Origin of the sequence: Streptomyces sp. RKAG337, from assembly GCF_023701715.1 — a bacterium.
Classification (GTDB): domain Bacteria; phylum Actinomycetota; class Actinomycetes; order Streptomycetales; family Streptomycetaceae; genus Actinacidiphila.
Genome location: NZ_JAJOZA010000001.1, coordinates 2738784 through 2764164, shown reverse-complemented (window position 1 = coordinate 2764164; position 25381 = coordinate 2738784). Strand labels below are relative to the sequence as shown.

Sequence of the window (25381 nt, the reverse complement as noted above, 5' to 3'; positions counted from 1 at the left end):
CGGGTGACCCCCTGGTCGGAGGTTTGGACGCTGTGCACTCGTCCAACTACCTTGTGTAGTCGAATGGCGATCCTTCGCGGTGCCGCGCCCTGAAGTGTCGCCGGGACACGTCCCCGTGCCGTGTTCCACCAGAGTTCCAGCAGATCACCGCACTTCTATGCCAAGCAGGTGGCCATGCCGAAGCACGCCCGTCCGAAGCTGAACTCCCTGCTGCGCACCGCGGCCACCGTCACCGTGGCCGCGGCGGCCGCCGCCCTCGCGGCGAGCGGCTCGGCGTCGGCCAGCTCGGCGCCGGCCCTCACCGACTCGGCCCTCGGCTCCGATTCGGCCGTCGGCTCGACGGTGGGCTCCGATTCGGCCCTGGGGTACGCGCTGGGCCCGGTCAAGCACCTGACGATCAACCCGCTGGCGAACACCGGCACGGACCCGCTGGACAACGTGGTCGCCCCGCAGGTGGCGGACTTCAAGCCGGTGTCGACGGGCGCCGTGACCGGACCGCTCTCCCAGGGGGACTCGGTGTCAGAGCTGCCGCTCGTGGGCCAGCTGTCCGGGCTCCTGCCCGGCTGAGGAACCCTCCTCCACGTACGCCGCCCCCTGCGGGGCGGATGCGGTGCCCGTTTCGGCTCCGCTTCTGGCCTTCGGCACGGCCGCGGCCGGGATCGCGATGCCGATCGAGGCCGTCGCGACGGCCACCTCCGCGCGCCGGCCGTCGGCGTCCTCCGGGCACAGACAGCTGGTGTCGGCGGCCTCCGCGACGTACAGCAGGGCGTAGCGGACCTCCTGCGGGTCGCCGGAGCGGACGGCGCGCAGCAGGGTGCGGACGACGCGGGTGGCCTCGATGGCGCGGTGCACGACGCGCGCGGCTGCCCCCAGGGCGGTGAGCGCCGTCACGACGATCCAGACGGTGGCGTCGCTGTCGTGGGTCCACAGGTCGCGCAGGAGCACCAGGGCCAGCCCGAGGAGCGTCAGACCGCCGAACGAGACGCCGTCACGGATGGCCAGCTTCCGCAGTACGGAAACCCGCCACCAGGGCGAGTCGTGGAAGTCCGGCGGCAGATGGAGACGGCGGGCCAGCAGCCGGTCGAGGGGCCGGGCCAGTGACAGCACCGGGTCGGTGGACGGCCGCTCGGGCCGCTCGGGCTTCGTGACGGTGGCGGGGACGGCCTCCGAGGGCCGCCAGTGGCGGCTCCAGCGCAGCTGCGAGAGCCCGAACCCCAGCGCGCTCACCAGCAGTTCGGCGGCGCAGAGCACCCCGAGGATCGGCAGGCTGTCGGTGTCGAAGGCGTTGCCGCGCAGCGGCCGGGGCAGGGCGATGACGTCGATGGGCTCGCCGCGCCGGTAGTGCCCGTCGTCCGCCCGGATGCAGTCGACCTCGGCGTCCCTGCGGGAGCCGTCCCAGGGGTCGGCCCAGCCGACCCCGCAGTAGTCGTCCCCGGTGTTCGACGTGACATGGGCGGTGACCCGCTGGCCGAACACGGCGATCGAGGCCACCGGCACGGCACCGAGCAGCGCCAGGACGGCCAGGACGGCGCACCAGACCGGCAGCCGGGCCGGCAGGGCGCGCGGGGCCGGCCGGCCGGCGGCGGGCGCCTGGAGGGCGGCCCGCAGGGCGCGGCTGTCGCCGCGGGCGGTCTCGACGCGCAGGCTGCCGCCCGACGGGGTGCGGTGGACGAGCGCGGTCCGCACGATCCGGCGGCCCGAGCCGGGCGCGGAGCCGGCGCGGGCATAGAGGGTGCGTTCGAGGGTGCCGCCGGGCGGCAGTTCGAGCGGCGGGCCGTCCGGCGACAGGAAGTACAGCGGCCCGCCGGGCAGCACCACCAGCTCGCCGCGCTCGGAGGTGCTGGACGGGCCGGTGTCAGGGGATGCGGACCGCGGCTCGTCGACGCGCAGCCGGCTGCGGATCCGTATCGGCCGGCCGGCGGCGACCGCGCGGGCCTTGCGGCGCCCGAGCCACACCGGGACGGACGGCACCAGGAAGCACAGGAACGCGCTGAAGGCGACGTAGGGAAGAACCCCGGTGAAGCCGTCCCACACAGGGATCCTCCGACGGTGGCGCACTGACGCGGGGGGACGCGGCGGCGCGGTGGACAGGTACCTGGAACGCAACACCCCCCGCGGGTCAAGCCTGCCCCGCGAGGGGTGCCGGTGGGCGGAGACCTTGCTCACACGAGCGTGAGCACCGGCGTGAGCGAGGTCTCCGTCCGAGGTTGATCGCAGGCCGGTCAGACGCCGATCGGGTGCCAGACGGTCTTCGTCTCCAGGAACGCCTTGAGGCGGTCCAGGCCGGGGTCTGCGGACCAGTCGCCGTCCTTCGCGCCGCGGGGGCGCAGGACGCGCTTCATGTTGTCGGCCGCCGCGATCTGCAGATCCTTCGCCAGGCCGTCGTCCGCGCCCGTCAGGTCGATCGCGTTGACGTCCTGGTGCGAGGCGAGCGACGGGGAGATCTCCGCCGTCCGCCCGGACAGGATGTTGACGACACCACCGGGCAGGTCCGAGGTGGCGAGCACCTCGCCCAGCGCCAGCGCGGGCAGCGGCGACTTCTCGCTCGCCACGACGATCACCGTGTTGCCGGTGGCGATGGCCGGGGCGATCACCGAGACCAGACCGAGGAACGACGACGCCTGGGGGGCGAGGACGACCACGACGCCGGTCGGCTCCGGGGTGGAGAGGTTGAAGAACGGTCCGGCGACGGGGTTCGCCGAGCCGACGATCTGGCCGATCTTGTCGGTCCAGCCCGCGTACCAGACCCAGCGGTCGACGGCCGCGTCCACCTGCGCCACGGCCTTGGCCTTGGAGATGCCCTCGGCGGCCGCGACCTCGGTGGCGAACTGCTCGCGCCGTCCGTCCAGCATCTCGGCGACGCGGTAGAGCACCTGCCCGCGGTTGTACGCGGTCGCGCCCGACCAGCCGCCGAACGCCTTGCGGGCGGCGACGACCGCGTCCCGCGCGTCCTTGCGGGACGACAGCGGCGCGTTCGCGAGCCAGTTGCCCTTGGAGTCGGTCACCTCGTACACCCGCCCGCTCTCGCTGCGGGGGAACTTGCCCCCGACGTAAAGCTTGTACGTCTTGAAAACGCTGAGCCGCTCGGACTTCTCAGTCTTCTCGGACTTCTCGGACTTCTCAGACATCGAGGTACGCCTCCAGGCCGTGACGGCCGCCTTCGCGGCCGAAGCCCGATTCCTTGTAGCCGCCGAAGGGCGAGGTCGGGTCGAACTTGTTGAACGTGTTGGCCCAGACGACGCCCGCGCGGAGCTGGTTCGCCATCCACAGGATGCGCGAGCCCTTCTCCGTCCAGATGCCGGCCGACAGGCCGTACTGCGTGTTGTTGGCCTTCTCGACGGCCTCGGCCGGGGTGCGGAACGTCAGCACGGACAGCACCGGGCCGAAGATCTCCTCGCGGGCGATCCGGTGCGCCTGGGTGACGTTCGTGAAGAGCGTCGGGCGGAACCAGAAGCCGGCGGACGGCAGGTCGCAGGCCGGGGCCCAGCGATCGGCGCCCTCGGCCTCGCCGGCCTCGGTGAGCTCGGTGATGCGGGCCAGCTGCTCGGCGGAGTTGATGGCGCCGATGTCGGTGTTCTTGTCCAGCGGGTCGCCGACGCGCAGCGTCTGCATCCGGCGCTTGAGCGCGTCCAGCACCTCCTCGGCCACGGACTCCTGGACCAGGAGGCGGGAGCCGGCGCAGCAGACGTGCCCCTGGTTGAAGAAGATGCCGTTGACGATGCCCTCGACGGCCTGGTCGACCGGCGCGTCGTCGAAGACGATGTTGGCGGCCTTGCCGCCCAGCTCCAGCGTGACCTTCTTGTCCGTGCCGGCGATGGAGCGGGCGATGGCCTTGCCGACCTCGGTGGAGCCGGTGAAGGCGACCTTGTTGATGTCCGGGTGCTCCACGAGCGCCGCGCCGGTGGCGCCGTCGCCCGTGATGATGTTGACGACGCCCTTGGGCAGCCCGGCCTGGCGGCAGATGTCCGCGAAGAACAGGGCGCTGAGCGGGGTCGTCTCGGCGGGCTTGAGCACCACCGTGTTGCCCGCGGCGAGCGCCGGGGCGATCTTCCACGCCAGCATCAGCAGCGGGAAGTTCCACGGGATGACCTGGCCGGCCACGCCCAGCGGGCGCGGGTCGGCGCCGTAGCCGGCGTGGCCGAGCTTGTCGGCCCAGCCCGCGTAGTAGAAGAAGTGCGCGGCGACGAGCGGCAGGTCGGTGTCGCGGGTCTCGCGGATCGGCTTGCCGTTGTCCAGTGACTCCAGCACGGCGAGCTCGCGGGAGCGCTCCTGGACGATGCGGGCGATCCGGAACAGGTACTTGGCGCGCTCGGCGCCGGGCAGCGCGGACCACTTCTCGAACGCCTTGCGGGCCGCCTTCACCGCCCGGTCCACGTCCTCGGCCCCGGCCTGGGCGACCTCGGAGAGGACCTCCTCGGAGGAGGGCGAGACGGTCTTGAAGACCTTGCCGGCGGCGGCATCGGAGAACTGGCCGTCGATGAAGAGCCCGTACGACGGCGCGATGTCGACGACCGCGCGGGACTCGGGTGCGGGTGCGTATTCAAATGCCATGTCGGTCAGTCCACCGTCACGTAGTCGGGACCGGAGTAACGCCCGGTGCTGAGCTTCTGCCGCTGCATCAACAGATCGTTGAGCAGGCTGGACGCACCGAATCGGAACCAGTGCGGGGACAGCCACTCCTCGCCGAGCGTCTCGTTGACCATCACCAGGTACTTGATGGCGTCCTTCGTGGTGCGGATGCCGCCGGCCGGCTTCACTCCCACTTGTACACCCACCGCGTCGCGGAAGTCGCGGACGGCCTCCAGCATCAGCAGCGTGTTCGGCGGGGTCGCGTTGACGGCGACCTTGCCCGTCGAGGTCTTGATGAAGTCGGCGCCCGCGAGCATCGCGAGCCAGGAGCAGCGGCGGATGTTGTCGTACGTCGCCAGCTCGCCGTTCTCGAAGATCACCTTGAGGTGGGCGGCCGATCCGTCCGGCCGCCGGCAGGCGGTCTTGACGGCGCGGATCTCCTCGAAGACCTGCATGTAGTGGCCGGAGAGGAAGGCGCCACGGTCGATGACCATGTCGATCTCGTCCGCGCCCGCGGCCACCGCGTCGGCGGTGTCGGCGAGCTTCACCGGCAGCGCGGTGCGGCCGGCCGGGAAGGCGGTGGCGACGGAGGCGACGTTGATGCCGGTTCCGTGCAGCGCCTCCTTCGCGGTCTTCACCATGTCCGGGTAGACACAGATCGCGGCGACCTTGGGGGCCGTGCGGTCGGTGGGGTCCGGATGGATGCCCTTGGCGCACAGTGCCCGGACCTTGCCGGGGGTGTCCGCGCCTTCGAGCGTGGTCAGATCGATCATGGAGATCGCCAGGTCGATGGCGTAGGACTTCGCCGTCGTCTTGATCGAACGGGTGCCGAGCATGGCGGCGCGGGCTTCGAGGCCGACGGCATCGACACCGGGCAGTCCGTGGAGGAAGCGGCGGAGTGCGGTGTCCGAGGCGGTCACGTCCGCCATCGTCGCCAGCCGGGCCGCGGCTTCTGGGCCGAAAGCGGGAACAGTGGGCATGGTCACCACATGAGCATATCTACGCGCGTAGCGACCTGTCACCACCACCCCCTGATTCGTTCGCCACACCCGGGGCCGTCCGGGGCGGGGCGGGGTGGGTGCCTCGGTCGCCGGGGCGGTGGGCCGTGCCGGCGACCGGGCTGGTGGGGTGCGGGTGGGGTGCCGGCCACTGCACTGGTGGGGTGCAGGTGGGGTGTCGGCCACTGGACTGGTGTGGGGTGCCGGTGGGGGTGTCGGCCGCCGGGCCGGTGGGCGCACAGGGCCCGCGCCGCAAGGCCCGCGCCGCAAGGCCCCAGGGGGTGGCTGGCCCGAGGCGGGGGTGTCGGCCGCCGGGCTGGTGGGCGCACAGGGTCTGCGCCGCAAGGCCCCAGGGGGTGGCCGGCCCCCTTTTCCCCGCGCCCCACCGTTGCCTCCGATCTATCCCGATGCCGTACCGCAACCTGTGCGCGGCCGGTCGCGCGGCACCCGTCAGGCAGAATCGGGCCTTATGACGAGTTCCGACGACCCCACGCCGACCCCGCAGCCCGACCGGCCGAAGTACGACGACCGCTCCTACCGGTCGGTGGCCGGCATCGTCACCGGCGTGCTGCTGATCGCGCTGTCCCTGTGGCTCGGCGGCGACGCGGTGCTCCACGGCTCGGGACGCACCCCGTGGCTGACCCTCGCCGGGCTCCTGGCGGCGCTGCCCCTGCTGGCGGCCTTCACGATCCGGCCCGCCGTCTACGCGGGCGACGAACGGCTCCGCATCCGCAACCCGTTCCGGACGATCACCGTGCCGTGGGCGGCCGTGGAACACCTGCGGGCCGGCTACTCCACCGAGGTCGTCGCGGGCGGTCAGCGCTTCCAGCTCTGGGCGATCCCGGTCTCCCTGCGCGCCCGCAAGCGCGTAGCCCGCCAGACCGCCCGCGCCGCCACCGCGACGGCCCGGCAGTCCTCTCTCCTCAGCGCCCAGGACATCCCGGCCCGCGCCTGGTCCGACCAGGCCGTCGACGAACTCCGCGACCTCGCCGAAACCAACGCCGCCAAGCCCGGCGCCCAGGGCGAGGTCAGCGTCCGCTGGGCCTACGAAGTGATCGCCCCGATCGTGACCGGCGCCATCGTCCTGGCCGTCCTCCTCGCCATCGGCTGACCCCCGGCCGTCGTCCCGACGGCCGGTCTCAGAGCACGGGCAGGCGGTACTCGAGTTCGTACAGGTGGCCTGCCTTCACCATCACGGAGACCTCGACGGGCCGGCCCCCGTCGGAGTGGACGACCCGGAAGGTGCGCAGCACGCACACCTCGGCGGGCAGCTCCAGCGCGGTGAACTCCTCGGACGTCGGGGGACGCGCCGAGACCCGGTCGACGAACTCCCGGGGCGGATGACCCAGCTCGGCGAGGAGCGTCGGTGATCCACCGGGGATGCGCCGGCGGTCGGTGAGGCGAGTGCCGCGGGCCAGTTCGACCGGGTAGTAGGAGCGCACCAGTTCCGCCGGCTCGTCATCGAGCAGCATGAGCCGGGACCGGAGTACGGCGGTCCCGCCGTCCGCCAGCCCGAGCGCCTCCGCGACATCAGGCGGGGCCGGAACCTCCCCGACGTCGAGGATCCGCGTCGCCCCGGTCCGCGAACGGGCCGCCGCCTGTTCCATCCACCGATGCGGCGCGCCGCTCTCCGACGGCGCGATGTACGAGGCCGGGACGATGGTGTGGTTCGGCCGCTCGCGGACGAAGACCCCCTTTCCGGGCTGCCCGACGGCGAAGCCCTCGGCCTTCAGGATCTGGAGCGCCTTCTGAACGGTCGTGCCGACCACGCCGAACTCGTTCATCAGCTGTTGCGTGGAGGGCAGCTTGCTGCCCGGCTCCAAACGGCGCGCCATGATCCGGTCGCGCAGCTCCGCGGCGATCTGCTGATGGGCGGGCCGGGTGTCGTTCCATCGGGGCATGCGTCAACCGAGCCGGAGCCGGTAGCGCAGCACGCGATCGCTTGCGGTCATGGTCATCACGCAGGCCTCCATCGGTTGATCGTCACCGGAGAGGATAAGCCGCGACAGGAGGATCACCGGTTCCTGTTCACCGAGTTGAAGGGCCTCCCGTTCCACTTCGGTGGGCATGCGCGCAGTGACCGTCTCCTCGACGTGCCCCGCCACATGACCGAGCCCGGCGAGCAGCGTGATCGCACCTCCGGGCACCTTCTTCGGCTCGGCGAGTCCGGTGCCGGCCGCGATGCGGGGCGGGTAATACGAGTCGGCGAGCTCCACGGGCAACCCATCGAGCAGGATCAGGCGCCGCCGTACGACCACCTGCTCGCCCTCCGGGAGGCGCAGGGCCCGGGCGACTTCAGGTGGCGGCACGACCATCCCCGCGGCGAGAAGCCGCTGCCCACCGCGACGGTTGTTCTCTGCGGCCTCCTCCGTCCACGCGTCCGACCGGCCCTGCCCGCGGGGGGTCAAGTACCGCGTGGATTCGCTCTCCCATTCCTCGTTCGTCAAGGGCCGTCCCTTCCATCGGCGGACCTCCAACGTATCGCCAGGAGCCGTGGAGGCAGAGTTGCTGACATCTTGCAACCTTAAGGCGATTCGCCTTAAGGTTTGCTGTGAGCTTCGCAACACCCTTGCGAGGCAATGCTGCAGGGGGATCGATGGACCCAATGCATTCCGAGCCTGTCCCGTCGGGGGCCGCGCAACGATTCTTCGACGCCGTACCGGCATCGATCGCCATAGCCCGCGACTTCGCCACCACAACTCTGGTGGCCTGGGGCCTGGCAGGACGAGCCGACGATGTACGGCTCTGCGTCTCGGAGCTCGCCTCCAATGCCCTCATTCATGGCGCCACCCCCGGCCGTGGATTCCTCGTGAAGGTGGCCGCCGTCGGCGGCTGGGTCCGCATCGAGGTCCACGACAGCACCAAGACCGTGCCGCACCTTCGGCGGTCCATCGGTACGGACATCTCCGGACGGGGGCTGCACATCGTGGATGAGCTGTCGGACGGTTGGGGCGTCGAGGAGCGCGAACCGATCCGCAAGGTCGTCTGGTCGCGATTCAGGGCCGAATCCACGGCGGAGCCGACGCGTGACGCATGCAGCCAATCCGCAGAGAACTCCTGGACGCCCAACCGGGCCTGACGTTCGGCCCGGTTGCGCATCCAGCTCTCATCCTTCCGATCCTGCAATGAGCGAGGCTGCGATGGAATCCTTCGAGCGAGCTCGGCTGGACGCCTATTTCGCCAAGATTGCCGCCCGGTTCGCCCCGGACGAGTTGGCGACGTCCTTCCTGGTGACGCACCTGCTGCCCGAGAGGCCCGCGTTCGTGCGGGCGGTGGGCGCGATGTCCCGGTTACGTGCCGTGCTGCCCAAGCCGAAGTCCGTGAGTCATTCGGCCCGGCGAGAGGTGGAGCGGAGCTTCGACTGTGACGTTCTCTCCCGAGATGTGTTCGCGGGCGCCGACAGCGCACTGGAGTACTTCGAGTCACGGGCCGCAGGAGAGGCGGTCGCGCTCCTTGATGTCGGTGGTTATTTCGCTCCGACGATTCCGCATCTTCAGGAGCGCTTCTCCGGGCGTCTCGTCGGGGTGATCGAGGACACCGAGAACGGACACCGGCGGTACGAGAATCTGGCCAAACTGCCGTGCCCGGTCGTTTCGGTCGCCCGCTCACCGTTGAAGGACCCCGAAGACTTCCTGGTCGGCCAGTCCGTGGTCTTCTCCACCGAGGCGGTGATGCGCGGGCGCGGCGACATCCTGCACGGGCGGCCGGCCCTCGTGATCGGGTTCGGCAAGCTCGGATCGAGCATTGCCCGGCTGCTGCATGCCAAGGGCGTTCATGTGACCGTCTTCGACATCGACCCCGTCCGACGGACCCAGGCGCTTTCTCAGGGCTTCGCCGTCGCCCGGGATCGGGAGAGCGCGCTGAACGGGGCAGGGCTGGTGCTCTGCGCCACGGGCGCGATCTCGTTACGCGGGGAGGACTTCCCGCACCTGCGCAATGGCGCGTACGTCGCCACCGTGACGAGCAGCGAGGATGAGTTGGAACTGCTCGGACTGCCCGACGTCTACACCCGAGCGACGGTGAGCGAGTACGTGACCCGCTACCGGACCACGGGCCACTACTTCTATCTGGCCAACGGCGGCAACGCCGTCAACTTTCTGCACGGCGCCAGCGTGGGGCCTTTCATCTTCCTGATGCAGGCCGAGATCCTGGCGGCCATCAGGATGCTCACCCGCGGTGACCTCGGATCCGGTATGCACGAGGTCAACGCGACCGACCGCGCCGCCATCGCGGCGATCTGGCTCAACTACTTCAACAGGTGATCGACTTGGCCATCACGTCCGAACACATCCGCGCCACCATCGACGCGTACCTCGACGCACATCCTGAGGAAAAGGACGCGCTGTCCGTCGTGCTCGGGCTGCTCGACGACGGGGCCAACCTCAGCAGCCGCAAGGAGTTCCGCGGGCATGCCACGGCCGGCGCCGTTCTCCTCAACCAGGGCGGTGAGGTCCTGCACATTCACCACCTGGCTCTGGACAAGTGGCTGCTGCCCGGCGGCCATCTCGAACCGCAGGACGCCACGCTGCATGACGCGGCACTGCGGGAACTCACCGAGGAGACGGGTATCGCCATGGAATCGGTCACCTCGGTCGGCGGCCGGCCCGTTCATATCGACACTCATCCGATCCCGGCCAACGACGCCAAAGGTGAACCCGGCCACCAGCACATCGACTTCCGGTTCCTCTTCCGCACCGCGGCCGACGTGAGGGAACTGCAGGTCGAAGAGGTGACCGACTTCGCTTGGCGTGATGCGCTGACCCTTGCCGATGAGCGACTTCGTCAGCGGGTCTGCTCCGGGATCCGCTGAACCGGACGGGGAAGAGGGACAGGTGCCGATCGTGATTCCGCGCTGGACGCAGTCCAAGGTCGGCAAGCTGGAGACCGGGCGGCAGACGGCCACGGCCGACGATCTGACGGCGTGGGCCGAGGCGACCGGGCGGCCGGATGCGGCGGACGAACTGCTCGCCGGCTCCGGGGACTCGAGTCCCACGTCCGGAGCCGGCGGCGCCGGTTCGCCCCGGGCCACAGGACCGTGCAGAAGGCCCATAACCGAGCGTCTCGGTCCACCTGAAGGTCTGGAAGACCCTGCGGGAGTCCGCCGTGTTCGGCGCGGATGCCCAGTGCCTGATCAGCCACGCACGTCGGTCCCTCGACACCTGAGACGCTGACGCGCGCCCTGGACGCCTGCACCCGCGCCTGCACGCGCCCCGCGCCCGCCCGCACCCCCCGCGCCGCGGCGGAGAGCGCTTGCCGGGGTGGGGTGAACGAGGGGCAACTTCGTGGTGAAGGCATGCTGTGGTGCTCCTGTGAGTACGCCCTTTGTCTCCGCAGTCTCATTACATTGCGTGTGCTGCATGTCTGCCGCATATGCAGCCTTCCTTGAGACGGCCAGCAGGGGTGGGGGATGGCAGCAGGGGACACGGGGGGCGCGGCCGGGGTCGGTGCGCGCTGTCGGATAGACATCGACGACGAGGGATTTCACTCCTGGCGGCTCACCGCTCAGAACGGGCGGACGGTGGCGGTCGGCGCAACCGCTTACCCGGACTACGGGGAGTGCCTGCGGGCGTTCCAGCGGTTGTGCGCCGGGTCGGAGGGGCTGCCCGGGGGAGTGCAGCACGCGGCCGACAGCAACGGCTGGGTGTGGCGGCTGCGCGGTGCGGACGGGCAGACCGTGGCCGTGTCGTCGCGGGCCTATGAGCGGCACTCGACGTGTCAGACCGCCTACGACCGGTTCCGCGCGCTGCTTTCCGAGATCGGTGCCATGGAGACATCCGCGAGCCCCACGGAGGACGCTTCCGAAGGGGTCGACGTGCGGTAAGTGGCGCCGGGTGAACCGAAGTTGCCTCTACGGGGCCCCTCGTTCACATCGGCTTGCGCACGCGTCCACCGCACCCCGTGAACGTCAGCCATGTGACAACGGAACCGCATGACCGACCACCCGCGGCAGCCGCCGCCGAGGATGTACCGAGGCGGCTGCACGCGGATCCCGGGCTGCCCGACCGTGTCTTCCGCGCGGTGGCCCGGGGCGGTGGGGGGTTCGTGCTGGCGGTGATGCTGCTGGTCGGCGGGTTCCTGCTCTACCGGGCGTGGCAAGCCCTGTCGAAGGCCGGCTTCTCGTTCCTCACCACCGAGGCGTGGGAGCCCGACGCCGGGAACTTCGGCATCGCGGCCGTCCTCACCGGCACCGTGCTCATCGCGCTCGTCGCGATCTGCTTCGCCGTACCGCTCGCCATCGGCACGGCGCTCTACATCTGCGAGTACTCGCCGCCCCGGCTGCGGCAGACGCTGATCAGTCTGGTCGACCTGATGGCCGCCGTGCCCTCGGTGGTCTACGGGCTGTGGGGGCTGTTCTTCCTCCAGGGGCACGTGCTGGGCACGGCGCGCTGGATCGCCCGGTACTTCGGCTGGTTCCCGCTGTTCAAGGTCGACGGCGCCGACCCGTCGGATCCGCTCGCGACCGCCACCGTCTACACCTCCTCCACGTTCGTCGCGGGCATCGTCGTCGCGCTGATGGTCGCGCCGATCGCCTGCTCGGTGATGCGTGAGGTCTTCTCGCAGGCGCCGGTCGGGGAGCGGGAGGGCGCCTACGCGCTGGGTGCGACGCGCTGGGGGATGATCCGCAGCGTCGTGCTGCCCTTCGGCAAGGGCGGCATGATCGGCGGCACGATGCTGGGCCTGGGCCGGGCGCTCGGCGAGACCATCGGCGTGTACCTGATCATCTCGCCGGTCTTCGCCGTCCAGCCGCACATCCTGCAGAACGGCTCCAGCTCCGTCTCCTCGCTGATCGCCCTGCGGTACGGCGAGGCCAGCGAGTTCGGCATGTCCGCGCTGATGGCCGCGGGCCTCGCGCTCTTCCTGATGACCCTCGTCGTCAACTTCGCCGCATCGTCGATCGTCGCCCGCAGCCGCTCCGGCGCGGCCAGCGACTCCTGAGGAAGGCCCGATGACCCTCGTCGCCCCGCCGCGCGGAGACAGCGCCATGAGTGCCCAGAACTCCCCGCGCACCACCCTTCCCCCGACGTCCCCCGCCGCCGAGAGCCCCCGCGAGCCGCGCCGTCGGCTCGCGCTGCTGCGTGCCACCGATGTGTACGCGGTGCTGGGCGCCGCGGCGGCCGCGCTGAGCATCACCGCGCTGCTCTTCACCCGGCTGCTGCCGTTCAGCGGCGGGCTCGGCTTCACGCTCATCGCGTACGGGCTCTTCCTCGGGCTGTACGCGCTGCTGGTCTCCTTCGACGAGGACGGTCCCGCCGTCCGCGACCGGGTGGCGGCCGTCCTGGCCCAGAGCCTGGGCCTGTTGATGCTCGCCGCGCTCGCCTTCGTCGTCGTCTACACCCTGTGGGAGGGCCGCAAGGCGCTGCCGCACCTGAACTTCTACACACAGGACATGGCGTCGGCCGGGCCGCTCGACCCGCTGTCGGCGGGCGGCATCCTGCACGCGATCACCGGCACGCTGGAACAGATCGGGATCGCGCTGGTGGTCACCGTCCCGACCGGGCTGCTGTGCGCGGTGTTCCTCAACGAGGTGCCGGGCCGGTTCGCCCGCTTCGTGCGGACCATCGTGGAGGCGATGACGGCCCTGCCGTCGATCGTCGCGGGCCTGTTCATCTACGCGACCGCGATCCTCACCCTCGGTCTCGACCGCTCAGGACTGGCCGCCGCCCTCGCGCTCTCCGTGATGATGCTGCCGATCATCATCCGCGCCGCCGACGTCGTCATCCGGCTGGTGCCGGGCCCGCTGCGCGAAGCCGCGTACGCGCTCGGCACCTCGCGCTGGCGGACGGTGTGGCACGTGGTGCTGCCCACCGCCAGATCCGGGCTCACCACCTCCGTGATCCTCGGCACCGCGCGCGGCATCGGCGAGACCTCGCCGGTGCTGCTCACCGCCGGCTTCACCGCCGTCGCCAACACCGATCCGCTGTCGGGGCCGCAGATCTCGCTGCCGCTGGCGACGTTCGAGTTCATCAAGTCGCCCGAGCCGACGATGATCGCCCGCGGATTCGGCACGGCCGCCGTGCTGATGGCGCTCGTCCTGCTGCTGTTCGTCGCCGCCCGGGTGATCGGCGGGCGTGGCCCCGGCCGGCTGACCCGCCGCCAGGAACACCGCCGCGTGCTGGCCTCGCGCCGCGACGCGGCCCGGTTCGCCGCACGGGCCGAGAAACAGGCCGGCAGACAGGCCGACGAACAGGCCGCGAAACAGATCGACTCCGGCTCCCGTGCATCCGCCCCGACCAGGAGTGCCTTGTGATACCCGCACCCGTACCCATGTCCGCGCGCGGTGCGTATCGCATCCGCGCCGTCGCCGCGCTCCTCGCGCTCCTCTGCGTGCTGCTCGCCGTCGAGCTTCCCGCGGCGCCCGCCGCGCACGCCGACTCGTACACCAAGATCAGCGGGGCGGGGTCGACCTGGAGCTCCAACGCGCTGGACCAGTGGCGCCGCAACGTCACCCAGTACGGCATGACGGTGAACTACGCGGCGGTCGGATCGTCCGTCGGGCGCGAGCAGTTCAAGAACGGGGTCTCGGACTTCGGCGTCTCGGAGATCCCTTACGGACTCACCGAGTTCGGCGTGAAGGAGGCGCCGCCGAAGCGCGGCTACGCCTATATGCCGATCGTGGCGGGCGGCACCTCGTTCATGTACAACCTCAAGATCGGCGGCAAGCGGGTCACCAACCTGCGGCTGTCCGGCGCGGTGCTCACCAAGATCTTCACCGGGAAGATCACCATGTGGAACGCGCCTGAGGTCGCGGCCGACAACCCCGGCCTGACGCTCCCGGCGCGCCGCGTCATCCCCGTCGTCCGCTCCGACGGCTCCGGCACCACCGCGCAGTTCAGCACCTGGATGGCCAAGGAGCAGAGCGGCCTGTGGAACGACTACTGCCGTCGCGCCGGCAAGCCGACGCCGTGCGGCCTGACGTCGTACTACCCGGTCATCCCCGGCTCCGGGTTCACCGCGCAGTCCGGTTCGCTCGGCGTCTCCGGCTACGTCCGGCAGCCCCAAGCGGAGGGCGCGATCACGTACGTCGAGTACTCGTACGCGATCAAGACCGGCTTCCCCGTCGCCAAGCTGCTCAACAGCAGCGGCTACTACGTCGAGCCGACGGCCTCCAGCGTCGCGGTGGGCCTGATGTCCGCCCGGATCAACGACGACAAGAACTCCACGGACTACCTGACGCAGATCCTCGACAACGTCTACCGCTCCGGTGACCGCCGGGCGTACCCGCTGTCCAGCTACAGCTACATGATCGTCCCGACCACGAACGAAGCGCCGTTCACCGAGGACAAGGGCAGAACGCTCGGGGCCTTCGCCTACTACTTCCTCTGCGAGGGGCAGCAGCAGGCCGACCAGCTCGGCTACTCGCCGCTGCCCATCAACCTGGTGCAGGCCGGGCTCTCACAGGTCCGCCGGATTCCCGGCGTCGAGGCGAAGAACGTCGACATCAAGGGCTGCCGCAACCCCACCTTCTCCTCCGACGGCTCCAACACCCTCGCCAGGAACGCCCCGTACCCGCAGCCCTGCGACCAGCGGGGGACGAAGCAGTGCTCGACGGGCACGGCGGGCGCCAAGAACCAGCGGACGCCGGTGAAGGCCGGTGCCAACGGCGGCAGCTCGTCCGGCGGTTCGTCCGGCGTCACCGGCGGGACGACGGCCGGCACGTCCGGCGGTACGGCGGGCGGCACCGCGGCGGGCGGGACCACCGCCGGTGCCACGACGGCGGGCGCGACGACCGGCACCACCGGCACCACCGCCATCGACCCGGACACCGGGGAGCAGCTGGCGGCCGACAGCGGCGGTGGCGGTGACACGACCGTGGCGGGCAACCCCGTCTCCCTCGCCGCGGACGGGCAGGGCGCGCTGCGCACCACGCTGATGGCCCTCTCCGCGATCCTGCTGCTCGGCGTGGTCGTCGGCCCGCCGATCGCCGCCCGCGCGCTGGGCGCCCGCGGCGCCCGCACCCCGCGGAAGGGAGCGGGCGCGTGAACGGGCGCTTGAACAGGAGCACGACCAGTCGTCCGAGCCGGCAGGTACTCGGGTTCGCCGCCCTCCTCGCGGCCCTCGTCATCGCCCTGCTGCCGCTGCCCGTCACCACGTCCCAGGCCAGCGCCGCCGACGGCGAGGAGTCGGCCGTCACGCTCTCCGGCGGCAAGGGCCGCTACGACGACTTCTCCGCCCTGAAGGTCACCGTCCACCAGACGAAGAAGCTGCGGGCACAGGGCGTCCGGGTGACCTGGACCGGCGGCGCGCCGACCACCGACACCGAGTTCACCTCCAACTACCTGCAGATCATGCAGTGCTGGGGCGACGGCCAGAACGGGCCCGACCGGGAGAACTGCGAGTTCGGCGCCTCGGGCATCGGCGGCACCGGCGGCCGGTGGGCCAGCCAGCGCGCGCTGCCCGATCAGGTCGACCCGGGCGAGAAGACCTACGCCCTGGACCCGGCGCACCCCTTCGACAACCCCTTCGTGCCGTTCCGGCCGGTCAAGGGAAAGCCGACCAAGTCGTCCACGGACTTCACCTACTTCGGGCCGATCGACACCAACGAGCAGCCGTTCGTCCGCGTCGGAGCCGACGGCACGGGGGAGTCGGTCTTCGAGGCGCAGACCGTCGTCCAGGCGCCCCACCTCGGCTGCGGCGACGCCACGGCCGCCGGCCCGCGGCACTGCTGGCTGGTCGTCGTGCCGCGCGGAGCGCACGACGCGGACGGCACGACGGCGAACGCCGGGGACAAGATCGACTCCTCCGGGCTCTCCACCACCAGCTGGGAGCAACGGCTCGTCTTCCGGCTGGACTTCCTGGCCACCGGCTCCTACTGCCCGATCGGCCAGCCCGAGTCCCGCACCATCGGCTCGGAGATGGTGACGGACGCCCTCACGTCCTGGCAGCCCACGCTCTGCCAGAGCACCGGCACGACGTTCGGGTTCAGCCAGAGCGGTGAGCCCTACGCCCGCCGTCAGGTGACGGCGACCGCCGCCGACGCCCCCGGTCTGGCGTTCACCCTCGACCCGGTGGAGGCCGCGGAAGGCGGGCCACCGGTCGTGCACGCGCCGGTCGCGGTCTCCGGCCTCACCCTCGGGTTCTACATCGAGACGCCGGGCTCAGGCGAACTGCAGGAAATGAGACTGACGCCGCGGCTCGTGGCGAAAATGCTCACGCATTCCTATATCCGTGATGTGCCCGGCTGGCAATTGGCGCAGCCGCCCGCACATGTGGCGAAGAATCCGGCGGCACTGCGCAACGACCCGGAATTCATCGCCCTCAATCCGCAGTACAAGAACTGGGCGGTCGACGCGGCCAGGCCGCTTTCCCTGCTGGTGCCGCTGGACGAGTCCGACACCGCGCGCCTGGTCTGGCAGTGGCTGCGGTCGGACCCGGAGGCCAGGGACTTCCTCGCGGGGAAGCCGGATCCATGGGGCGCGAAGATCAATCCGTATTTCGGCAGCCTCACCCTGGACAAGGACACCGGTCTGACCGACTTCCCCAAGTCCGACCCGACGCTGTCGCCCGCGCTCTCCGTACCCCCGAACGACCCGCTCCAGTACGGGATCACCGACCTGGACCCGTACACCCAGGACATGCACGACAGCGCCCAGCGCACCCGGCGCGGCAACACCGGGCGGACGATCGTCGCCGAGCTCGACAGCAACGCCCACAAGGCGAAGCTGGTCAGCCAGGCCTCCAAGCCCGGTGACCGGGCCGTCATCGCCCTCGTCGACTCCGCCTCCGCGGCCCGGTACGGACTGCGGACCGCCGCGCTGCGCACCGCGGACGGCACGTTCGTGAAGCCGACGAACGACGCCCTGGCCAAGGGCGTCGGCACGATGCGGCCGTCGGCCGTCCCCGGGGTGCTGACCCCGGACCCCGCGAGCGCCAGGGGCGGGGCGTACCCGCTGACCACGGTCACGTACGCCGCCGCCTCGACCGGCCGGCCCGCCGCGGACCGCGCGGCGTACAGCCGGCTCATGCGGTACGCGGCGGGGCCCGGCCAGACGCCCGGCGTGTCGGCGGGCCAGCTGCCGCCCGGCTACGCGCCCATGCCGCAGGCACTGCGCACCCAGGCGCTCGCCGCCGCCACCGCCCTGGAGAAGGCGAAGGACCCGTCGGGGGCGGACGGCGGCACCACGGCCGGCGCGGGAGCCGCGGGCGGCGCGAACGGGACCTCGTCCGGCGGCAGCGGCGGAGCGACGACCGGCGGTCCCGGCGGCGGCACCGGCGGCACGTCCGGCGGGCCGCCGGCGTCCGCCACCCCGCCCGTGAACCCCGCCCAGCACCTCGATCCGCAGAAGCAGAACGTCGTCCGCGCCACCGGCTCCACGCCGGGCGCGGTGCTCGGCGCCATCCGCTGGGTGCTGCTGGCCGTCCTCGTCGCGGGCGGCGGCTCGGCGTTGGCCGGCCCGGCGATGCTCAAGTGGGGGGTGTGGCGCCGGCGGTCCTGAGTTCCTGGGCCGGCTGTGGCATTCCGGGGCAGCCGTGGTGCCTGGTGGGGATGGCGGGCGAGTTCCGGGAATCGCATTTTCTGCGCCGAATCCCCTAAGGGGTGCCTTGGAAACCCTCCCGTAACCTTTTCATCCGCCCCAATTGGTGGCCACCGCAACGAAATTCGGGAATTGTTTGCGGTGGCCGGCCGACGGGTCGGCAGCACGAAAGTCCGGATTTTGCTTGAACGTCCATTCGGTATCCGTTTATTCGGAGGAGAACAGAAGTGAACGTCAAGTCCCGCGCTCGTATCGGCTTCATCACCGCGACTGCCGCCATCAGCCTCGCCGCCATGGCCATCCCCGCCGCGGCCAACCCGCCGGCCGGCGAGTACCGGCAGCTCGCCGGAGTCGGTTCCGACACCACCCAGGACGTGGTGAACGGTCTCGGCGACGTCGTCACGAACGCGAGCGGCAAGATCATCGCCTCTTACGACGCGACCGGAACCTCCCCCATCAAGACGCGTGCGGTGGGCTGTGACACCCTCGCCCGCCCCGACGGTTCCGGGGCCGGTATCGCCGCCCTGAACAACGCCGTGGACAACAGCACCGGCTGCCTCGACTTCGCGCGCTCCTCGAGCGGCCCGTCGGACACCAGCACCACGGACCTGACCTTCATCCCGTTCGCGAAGGACGGCGTCACCTACGCCACGCGCTCCTTCAGCGCACTGCCGACGAACCTCACCAAGACCCAGCTGACCGATATCTACAAGTGCACGCTGACGTCGCTCAACGGCGTGACGCTCCAGCCGCTGCTGCCGCAGACCGGTTCCGGCACGCGGAAGTTCTGGCTGAACACCCTCGGCCTGACCGACGCCACGATCGGCTCGTGCGTCAACGGCACGATCCAGGAGAACAACGGCCTGGCCCTTACCAACAACAGCCAGATCATGCCGTACTCGATCGCCCAGTACATCGCGCAGGGCAAGAGCCTGCCGAACGTGCCGAACCGTCGCGGTTCGTCCGTACTGCGCAACGTCAACGGCGTGGCCCCGACCACCTCGGGCGTCCTGAACACCTCCTTCCCGATCGTGCGCGACGTCTACAACGTCGTCCCGACCGCGAAGCTCACGGACGCGCTCATCTCCGCCACCTTCGTCGGCACGACGTCGAAGGTCTGCGCCCAGACCACCGTCATCCAGAACTACGGCTTCGGCTCGCTCGGCACCGCTTGCGGCGCGACCACGGTCAAGGGCGAGAAGTGACCTTGTACCGGAGCTGACCTGACTCGACCTGACACCCCGTTCGACGGCCGGGCGCCTCACAGGCGCCCGGCTTCCGTCCTGACCGCGGTACATCCCTTGGGGGGATCGCCACCATGATCGTCATCGCACCACGGAAAGTCCCGGCCGCCTTGTTCGCGCTGGCGGCGGTCCTCCTCGCGGCCGCGGCCGCCCTGTTCGGCGCGGCTCCGTCGGCGCACGCCGGGACCGGTGACAGCGCCGGGACGTTCGCGCCGACGTCGGCCGGCGGCGACCTCACCGCCGACCCGTTCCTGACGTCCCTGCGGACCTCCGCGGGCTGCCCGGCGGGCTTCGGCGCGTCGGCGGCCCTCCAGTTCGTCATGCCGGACGGCTCCGCCGTGACCATCCCCGGCGCCCGGGAGTCCGGTGGCTTCGACACCGGGCCCTTCACCCTCACCTACGACGCGATCGGCGGAACCCTGGCGGACGTCATCGGCGCGCCGGTCGCCGACGGGGACCACGAGCTGCGCGTCACCTGCTGGAACGGCACCGGGGACGCGGCGCCCGCCGGCTTCTCCACCACCATCACCAGCACCGGTGACACCTGGGCGGTGAAGTCCCAGGCCGTGCCCACCGCCACCACCCTGACGGCGAGCCCGGCGGGCACCGCTGCCGCAGGCGCCGAGGTGACGCTGACGGGCGCCGTCGACCCGGCGGGGGCCGTCGGCAAGCTCGCGTTCTTCGACGGCGCGACGGGGGTGGGGGAGGCGGACGTGGTCGCCGGGCAGGCCACGGTGAAGACGTCCGCGCTGGCCGCGGGCGCGCATGACCTGACGGCGCGGTTCACGCCGGCGGATCCGGCGGCGTTCGTGGCGTCGACGTCTGCTGTCGTGACGTACACGATCACGGATGCGACGCAGTCGCCGTCGCCGACGCCGTCGGATACGGATACGGATACGGGGTCTCCGACCCCCACTGACACCGGGGTTCCGTCGCCCAGCGACACGGGGTCGCCCACGGCTACGGATACGGGTTCGCCTACGGCGTCCGGGACGACGGGTGACACGACGTCGGGCGCCGGCGGTACGTCTGGTGACGGCGGTACGGGCGGGAGTTCCGGCGGCGGTGCGACGGGTGGCAACGGGAGCCTCGCGCATACCGGTGCCGGGGCGGCGCTGCCGCTGGGGGTGGCGGCTGCTGTGCTGGCTGTGGCGGGTGTCGTGTTCGTGCGGCATGCGCGGCGGAGTGGGTTGTTGACGTTCGGTTCTCCTCGGCACCGCTGACTGCTTCCCACCGGCCGTTGGGGGGCGGGGGCCGGTCCCTCCGGGGGGTGGTTCGAAATCGACTATTTACGGGCCTGGCGGCCCACAAATAGCTCGGCAGCATTTCGAACCACCCCCTGCGGGCCCGTCCCCCTTCCGTTCAAGCCGCCGGTGTCCGTCGGTCGCACTTGAAGGCCGCCCTTCAGGTCCTCTCCCAACTACCGAGGAGCGCATCCCCGTGACCGTGCTTGCCCCTCCCGCCCCGCCCCCTGTGCGGTCCCCGGAGCCCGTCGCCGAACGGCCGGCGCCCGGTATCGCGTTGGCGGGTGCCGCGTTGTGTGTTCTCGCGGCGCTGCTGCTGGGCTTCGCCGCCAATCTGACGATCGTGGGACATCTGCAGCACGCGCGCGATCAGCGCACCGCGTACGACGATCTGCGCGCGGAGCTCGCCATGGGTACCGCGCCGGTGGGGCAGACGACGTTCGACGGTAAGCCGTTGGAAGCGGGCGCGCCCATGGCGTTGTTGCGGATTCCGGCGCTCGGGCTGAGGCAGGTGGTCTTCGAGGGGACCACGTCGGGTGTGCTGCGGTCGGGGCCGGGGCACCGGAGAGATACTCCGTTTCCCGGGCAGGCGGGCACCAGCCAGATCATGGGGCGGGCGTGGGGGTACGGGGGGCCGTTCAACGATGTTGCCCGGCTGCCGGTGGGTGCGGTGATCAAGGTGACGACCGGTCAGGCCACCGCCGAGTACCGGGTCACGGGGATCCGTGGGGACGGTGATCCGCTGCCCGCGGTTCTGGGTGCGGGCAAGGGGCGGCTGACGTTGATCACCGCGACCGGGGGCGCGTACACGCCGTCCGGGGTGGTCCGGGTCGATGCGGATCTGGTGTCGGAGACGCAGCCGAGTCCGCCCCGGCCGCGCCGGGCGGGCTGGATCGATGCCGCCGAGAAGCCGCTCGGGACCGAGAACGACGCCTGGTTGTCGGTCTATCTGTGGTCGCAGGCGCTGCTGGCGGCCGCGTTGCTCACCGTGTGGACGCATCGCCGCTGGGGGCGCTGGCAGACCTGGATCACTGCTGTGCCCGTGCTCACCGCCCTCGGGGTCGCCGCGTCCGGGGCCGCGACCTGTCTGTTGCCCAATCTGCTCTGAGAACGGAGTTCTGCACGATGACTGATACCGAGGTACTTCCGGTTCTCACGGAGAGCGGGGAGGAAGGCGCTGCCACGCTGCGGGCCGACGCTGTTTCCGCCTGGTTCGGCGATCACAAGGTGCTCGACCGCGTCTCGCTGACCATGCCCGCGCGCCAGGTCACCGCCCTCATCGGGCCCTCCGGCTGCGGCAAGTCGACGTTCCTGCGGGTGCTGAACCGGATGCACGAGCTGATCGGGTCCGCCTCGCTCGCCGGGCAGGTGCTGCTCGACGGGGAGGACATCTACGACCGGGGGCGCCGCATCACCAGTGCTCGCCGGCAGATCGGGATGGTGTTCCAGAAGCCGAACCCGTTCCCCGCGATGTCGATCTACGACAACGTGCTCGCCGGGCTGAAGCTCGGTGGGATCAAGTCCACCCGGGCCGGGCGGGACGAGCTGGTCGAGGAGTGTCTGACGCGGGCGGGGCTCTGGAAGGAGGTCAAGGACCGGCTGCGGCAGCCCGGTGGCGCGCTGTCCGGGGGGCAGCAGCAGCGGTTGTGCATCGCGCGGTCGTTGGCGGTGCGGCCGCGGGTGCTGCTGATGGACGAGCCGTGTTCGGCGCTCGACCCCACGTCGACCCGCCGCATCGAGGAGACGATCGCGGACCTCTCGTCGGAGGTCACCATCGTGATCGTCACCCACAACATGCAGCAGGCCGCGCGGGTGTCGGATTCCTGCGCGTTCTTCCTCGCCGAGCAGGGCACGCCGGGCGTCATCGTGGAGCACGGTCCCACGGACGCCATGTTCAGCGACCCGCAGGACCCGCGCACCACCGACTACGTCAACGGCCGCTTCGGCTGACCCTCAGATGCCGGCGGCGGCCGCCAGGTCCTTCTTGAGGGCGGCGAGGACCGTGTCCGCGGTGGTGCGGGCCTCGGTGAGGGTGGTGACGGGGACGACGACCTCGAGGTAGCACTTGATCTTGGGCTCGGTGCCGCTCGGGCGCACGATCACCCGGGCCGACTCGACACCGGAGGCCGTGTCGCCGGCCAGGGTGTAGCGGAGGCCGTCGGTGGGCGGGAGCTGCTCGCTGCCCTCGGCGAGGTCTTCGGCGGAGGCGACGGTGAGGCCCGCGAGGACCGTCGGAGGCTTCTCGCGCAGCCGCGTCATGGCGTCCGCGATGAGGGAGAGGTCGGCGACGCGCGCGGACAGCTGGTCGGTGGCGTGCAGGCCGTGGTCGAGGGCCAGGTCGTCCAGGAGGTCGTCGAGGGTGCGGCCGTGCTCCTTGAGGGACGCGGCCAGCTCGGCGATGAGCAGGGCGGCGGTGATGCCGTCCTTGTCGCGGACGCCGGCGGGGTCGACGCAGTAGCCCAGCGCTTCCTCGTAGCCGTAGCGCAGGCCGTCGACGCGGGCGATCCACTTGAAGCCGGTGAGGGTGTCCTCGTAGGGCAGCCCGGCCGCGGCGGCGATCTTGGAGAGCAGCGAGGACGACACGATGGACGCGGCGAAGGTGCCCGTCGCGTGCTTGTTCACCAGGTGGACGGCGAGCAGCGCGCCGACCTCGTCGCCGCGCAGCATCCGCCAGCCGGACGCCGAGGAGCGGTCCGGGACGGCGACGGCGCAGCGGTCGGCGTCCGGGTCGTTGGCGATGACGATGTCCGGGCCGAGGGACTGCGCGGCCTTGAACGACAGGTCCATCGCCCCCGGCTCCTCCGGGTTGGGGAAGGCCACGGTCGGGAAGTCCGGGTCGGGCTCCGCCTGCTCGGCGACGGGCGTCGGGGCCGGGAAGCCGGCGCGCGCGAAGGCCGCCATCAGGACTTCGCGGCCCACTCCGTGCAGCGGTGTGTAGACGACGGACACGTCGCGCGGGCCGCCCGGCGCCACGACGCCGGCCGCCCGGGTCAGGTAGGCGTCGATGACGTCGTCGCCGAGGACCTCCCAGCCGTCCGCGGCCAGCGGTACATCGGCGAGCGCGCCGACCGCCTCGATCTGGTCGGCGATCTCCGCGTCGGCGGGCGGCACGATCTGGGAGCCGTCGCCGAGGTAGACCTTGTAGCCGTTGTCCTGCGGGGGGTTGTGGCTCGCGGTCACCATGACGCCGGCCACCGAGCCGAGGTGCCTTATGGCGAAGGCGAGGACGGGGGTGGGCAGCGGGCGGGGCAGCAGCGCCGCCCGCAGGCCCGCGCCGGTCATCACGGCCGCCGTGCCGCGCGCGAAGTCGTACGACTTGTGGCGCGCGTCGTAGCCGATGACGACGAGGCCGCCGGTCTGCCCCTGCGCCTTCAGATAGCCCGCGAGGCCCGCGGCCGCCCGGATCACCACCGAGCGGTTCATCCGCATCGGGCCGGCCCCGACCTCGCCGCGCAGCCCGGCCGTGCCGAACTGGAGCGTCCCGGAGAACCGCTCCTCCAGCCCGGCCGCAGCTGCCTCGTCACCGGCCTCCACCGCCGTCAGGAGCGCCTCCAGCTCCGCCCGGGTGTCCGGGTCCGGGTCCTCGCCGAGCCAGGTGCGTGCCTGCTGCAGCAGTTGGGGCTTGTCGATTCCCATCAGAACTCCTTCGCTGGGTTCCCCGGCTGACAGGCCGGAGCTGAAGCGACTCTTGATTCCTGCGACCCGGAGTGCCGCAGCGTTGCAGGTATGGTTGCCGGCCTTCCCTCAGCGGAAGCCGTCAGGGCTTGGCCGTCATGAGGCTCCGCGGGGCCGAGTGAGAAGCCCCTCGTTGGCGAGGGGGAGGAGTCACAAGAGCTCCTGATCGGGAGCCGTCTGCGGATTGTTCCGCGCGGCGGATGCTCTCGGGTGCCTGGCAGGCCAGGCACCCGAGAGCATCCGCCGGCCCAAAGCCGGACGCAGTCCTACAGCCGGCCGAGGACCTGGCCCAGCAGGCTGCCCATCCGCGTGGCGGACTCGCGGCCGGCTTCGAGGACCTCTTCGTGGTTGAGCGGCGCGCCGGTCATGCCCGCCGCCAGGTTGGTGACGAGGGAGATGCCGAGCACCTCGGCGCCGGCCTCGCGGGCGGCGATGGCCTCCAGCGTGGTGGACATGCCGACGAGGTCACCGCCGATGGCGCGGACCATGCCGATCTCCGCCGGGGTCTCGTAGTGCGGGCCGGGCAGCTGGACGTAGACGCCCTCCTCGAGGGTGTCGTCCACCTCCTTGCACAGCGCGCGCAGCCGCGGGGAGTACAGGTCGGTGAGGTCCACGAAGTTGGCGCCCACGATCGGCGAGGTCGCCGTCATGTTGATGTGGTCGCTGATCAGGACCGGCTGGCCGGGGCGGAAGTGCGGGCGCAGTCCGCCGCAGCCGTTGGTGAGGACGACGGTCTTGCAGCCCGCGGCGACGGCGGTGCGGACACCGTGCACGACGGTGGCGACACCGCGGCCCTCGTAGAGGTGGTTGCGGCCGAGGAAGACCAGGGCGCGGACGCCGCCGATCATGACCGAGCGGACCTTGCCCGAGTGGCCGGCCACGGCGGGGGGCGGGAAGCCGGGGAGCTCGGTGATCGGGAATTCGGCGTCGGCGGTGCCGAGCTGGTCGGCGGCGGGGACCCAGCCCGAGCCCATGACGAGGGCGACGTCATGGGTCTCGGCGCCGGTGAGCTCGCGCAGGCGGGCGGCGGCGGCATCGGCGGCGCCGTACGGGTCGGGATTAACAGAAGCGTTCACGCGCACGAGGGTATCCGGTTCCGGCCTACGCGCGTAGACGTCCCAGCGGAGCGTCCTCGGAATTTCGGATGATCCGCTGATTGACGACCGCGCCGGCGGGAG

Annotated in this window: 22 protein-coding genes and 1 pseudogene; 15 read left to right on the top strand and 8 right to left on the bottom strand. The window is 71.2% G+C overall.

Going from position 1 to position 25381, the window contains the following annotated elements:
• Nucleotides 1-174 precede the first annotated feature (174 nt).
• Entirely contained in the window at nt 175-567 is a 393-nt protein-coding gene (locus tag LNW73_RS11930; protein ID WP_250977405.1) for a hypothetical protein, read from the top strand.
• On the opposite strand, the gene LNW73_RS11925 is transcribed toward LNW73_RS11930, so the two are convergent.
• The 4 genes from LNW73_RS11925 to deoC form a co-directional block, all read right to left on the bottom strand.
• A complete protein-coding gene (locus LNW73_RS11925) occupies nt 520-2034 on the bottom strand; it encodes a hypothetical protein (RefSeq protein WP_250989901.1) in 1515 nt (504 codons plus the stop codon). The genes LNW73_RS11930 and LNW73_RS11925 overlap by 48 nt on opposite strands.
• A 188-nt stretch (nt 2035-2222) precedes the next feature.
• Entirely contained in the window at nt 2223-3128 is a 906-nt protein-coding gene (locus LNW73_RS11920; protein WP_250989900.1) for an aldehyde dehydrogenase family protein, read from the bottom strand.
• Nucleotides 3121-4551 carry an aldehyde dehydrogenase family protein gene (locus tag LNW73_RS11915; protein WP_250977407.1) on the bottom strand — a complete coding sequence of 477 codons (1431 nt, stop codon included), beginning with the start codon at nt 4549-4551 and terminating at the stop codon, nt 3121-3123. The genes LNW73_RS11920 and LNW73_RS11915 overlap by 8 nt, the downstream gene beginning before the upstream one ends.
• Nucleotides 4552-4556: 5 nt before the next feature.
• Nucleotides 4557-5549, bottom strand: coding sequence for a deoxyribose-phosphate aldolase (gene deoC / locus LNW73_RS11910; protein WP_250992888.1), 993 nt, complete (start codon nt 5547-5549; stop codon nt 4557-4559).
• A gap of 487 nt (nt 5550-6036) precedes the next feature.
• Here deoC and LNW73_RS11905 point away from each other — a divergent pair, with 487 nt between their 5' ends.
• Entirely contained in the window at nt 6037-6678 is a 642-nt protein-coding gene (locus LNW73_RS11905; RefSeq protein WP_250989899.1) for a PH domain-containing protein, read from the top strand.
• A 28-nt stretch (nt 6679-6706) separates the two neighbouring features.
• Here the strand turns inward: LNW73_RS11905 and LNW73_RS11900 are convergent, their stop codons facing one another.
• The gene (locus LNW73_RS11900) at nt 6707-7468 is read right to left on the bottom strand and encodes a GntR family transcriptional regulator (RefSeq protein ID WP_250989898.1); all 762 of its coding nucleotides are present in this window, start codon (nt 7466-7468) and stop codon (nt 6707-6709) included.
• Nucleotides 7469-7471: 3 nt separating this feature from the next.
• Nucleotides 7472-8014, bottom strand: coding sequence for a GntR family transcriptional regulator (locus LNW73_RS11895; protein WP_250989897.1), 543 nt, complete (start codon nt 8012-8014; stop codon nt 7472-7474).
• Nucleotides 8015-8172: 158 nt separating this feature from the next.
• Here LNW73_RS11895 and LNW73_RS11890 point away from each other — a divergent pair, with 158 nt between their 5' ends.
• The 13 genes and pseudogenes from LNW73_RS11890 to LNW73_RS11830 all read left to right on the top strand — a co-directional run bounded on the left by LNW73_RS11890 (nt 8173) and on the right by LNW73_RS11830 (nt 22478).
• Nucleotides 8173-8646, top strand: coding sequence for an ATP-binding protein (locus LNW73_RS11890; RefSeq protein WP_250989896.1), 474 nt, complete (start codon nt 8173-8175; stop codon nt 8644-8646).
• Nucleotides 8647-8707: 61 nt separating this feature from the next.
• Nucleotides 8708-9829: an adenosylhomocysteinase gene (locus LNW73_RS11885; protein ID WP_250992887.1), complete on the top strand. Its 1122-nt coding sequence runs from the start codon at nt 8708-8710 to the stop codon at nt 9827-9829.
• Entirely contained in the window at nt 9826-10377 is a 552-nt protein-coding gene (locus LNW73_RS11880) for an NUDIX hydrolase (protein WP_374118084.1), read from the top strand. Before LNW73_RS11885 ends, LNW73_RS11880 begins: the two co-directional genes overlap by 4 nt.
• Nucleotides 10378-10399: 22 nt before the next feature.
• A pseudogene (locus LNW73_RS11875) lies at nt 10400-10617 on the top strand (transcriptional regulator); the annotation flags it as partial.
• A gap of 357 nt (nt 10618-10974) precedes the next feature.
• The gene (locus LNW73_RS11870) at nt 10975-11388 is read left to right on the top strand and encodes a DUF1508 domain-containing protein (protein ID WP_250989894.1); all 414 of its coding nucleotides are present in this window, start codon (nt 10975-10977) and stop codon (nt 11386-11388) included.
• Between the two features lie 92 nt (nt 11389-11480).
• Complete coding sequence (gene pstC / locus LNW73_RS11865; protein WP_250977414.1) at nt 11481-12503, top strand: phosphate ABC transporter permease subunit PstC; 1023 nt, start codon at nt 11481-11483, stop codon at nt 12501-12503.
• 10 nt (nt 12504-12513) lie between these two features.
• Nucleotides 12514-13815, top strand: coding sequence for a phosphate ABC transporter permease PstA (pstA, locus tag LNW73_RS11860; protein WP_250989893.1), 1302 nt, complete (start codon nt 12514-12516; stop codon nt 13813-13815).
• Nucleotides 13816-13832: 17 nt separating this feature from the next.
• Nucleotides 13833-15548: a phosphate ABC transporter substrate-binding protein PstS gene (gene pstS / locus LNW73_RS11855; RefSeq protein ID WP_250989892.1), complete on the top strand. Its 1716-nt coding sequence runs from the start codon at nt 13833-13835 to the stop codon at nt 15546-15548.
• The gene (locus tag LNW73_RS11850) at nt 15545-18001 is read left to right on the top strand and encodes a hypothetical protein (protein ID WP_250989891.1); all 2457 of its coding nucleotides are present in this window, start codon (nt 15545-15547) and stop codon (nt 17999-18001) included. The genes pstS and LNW73_RS11850 overlap by 4 nt, the downstream gene beginning before the upstream one ends.
• Before the next feature lie 266 nt (nt 18002-18267).
• The gene (locus tag LNW73_RS11845; RefSeq protein ID WP_250989890.1) at nt 18268-19245 is read left to right on the top strand and encodes a substrate-binding domain-containing protein; all 978 of its coding nucleotides are present in this window, start codon (nt 18268-18270) and stop codon (nt 19243-19245) included.
• 113 nt (nt 19246-19358) lie between these two features.
• Nucleotides 19359-20507, top strand: coding sequence for an Ig-like domain repeat protein (locus LNW73_RS11840; RefSeq protein WP_250989889.1), 1149 nt, complete (start codon nt 19359-19361; stop codon nt 20505-20507).
• A gap of 217 nt (nt 20508-20724) precedes the next feature.
• Entirely contained in the window at nt 20725-21636 is a 912-nt protein-coding gene (locus LNW73_RS11835; protein WP_250989888.1) for a sortase, read from the top strand.
• Between the two features lie 17 nt (nt 21637-21653).
• Entirely contained in the window at nt 21654-22478 is an 825-nt protein-coding gene (locus LNW73_RS11830) for a phosphate ABC transporter ATP-binding protein (RefSeq protein ID WP_250989887.1), read from the top strand.
• A gap of 3 nt (nt 22479-22481) precedes the next feature.
• On the opposite strand, the gene LNW73_RS11825 is transcribed toward LNW73_RS11830, so the two are convergent.
• A complete protein-coding gene (locus LNW73_RS11825; protein ID WP_250989886.1) occupies nt 22482-24164 on the bottom strand; it encodes a phospho-sugar mutase in 1683 nt (560 codons plus the stop codon).
• 305 nt (nt 24165-24469) lie between these two features.
• Complete coding sequence (locus LNW73_RS11820; RefSeq protein WP_250977423.1) at nt 24470-25279, bottom strand: purine-nucleoside phosphorylase; 810 nt, start codon at nt 25277-25279, stop codon at nt 24470-24472.
• Between the last annotated feature and the right edge of the window lie 102 nt (nt 25280-25381).

Coding starts and splice junctions, on each gene's coding strand:
- LNW73_RS11885 (WP_250992887.1), top strand. CDS start 8,708: ATGGAATCCTTCGAGCGAGCTCGGCTGGACGCCTATTTCGCCAAGATT.
- deoC (WP_250992888.1), bottom strand. CDS start 5,549: ATGCCCACTGTTCCCGCTTTCGGCCCAGAAGCCGCGGCCCGGCTGGCG.
- pstS (WP_250989892.1), top strand. CDS start 13,833: ATGTCCGCGCGCGGTGCGTATCGCATCCGCGCCGTCGCCGCGCTCCTC.
- LNW73_RS11930 (WP_250977405.1), top strand. CDS start 175: ATGCCGAAGCACGCCCGTCCGAAGCTGAACTCCCTGCTGCGCACCGCG.
- LNW73_RS11825 (WP_250989886.1), bottom strand. CDS start 24,164: ATGGGAATCGACAAGCCCCAACTGCTGCAGCAGGCACGCACCTGGCTC.
- pstA (WP_250989893.1), top strand. CDS start 12,514: ATGACCCTCGTCGCCCCGCCGCGCGGAGACAGCGCCATGAGTGCCCAG.
- LNW73_RS11890 (WP_250989896.1), top strand. CDS start 8,173: ATGCATTCCGAGCCTGTCCCGTCGGGGGCCGCGCAACGATTCTTCGAC.
- LNW73_RS11840 (WP_250989889.1), top strand. CDS start 19,359: ATGATCGTCATCGCACCACGGAAAGTCCCGGCCGCCTTGTTCGCGCTG.
- LNW73_RS11915 (WP_250977407.1), bottom strand. CDS start 4,551: ATGGCATTTGAATACGCACCCGCACCCGAGTCCCGCGCGGTCGTCGAC.
- LNW73_RS11870 (WP_250989894.1), top strand. CDS start 10,975: ATGGCAGCAGGGGACACGGGGGGCGCGGCCGGGGTCGGTGCGCGCTGT.
- LNW73_RS11900 (WP_250989898.1), bottom strand. CDS start 7,468: ATGCCCCGATGGAACGACACCCGGCCCGCCCATCAGCAGATCGCCGCG.
- LNW73_RS11920 (WP_250989900.1), bottom strand. CDS start 3,128: ATGTCTGAGAAGTCCGAGAAGTCCGAGAAGACTGAGAAGTCCGAGCGG.
- LNW73_RS11905 (WP_250989899.1), top strand. CDS start 6,037: ATGACGAGTTCCGACGACCCCACGCCGACCCCGCAGCCCGACCGGCCG.
- LNW73_RS11830 (WP_250989887.1), top strand. CDS start 21,654: ATGACTGATACCGAGGTACTTCCGGTTCTCACGGAGAGCGGGGAGGAA.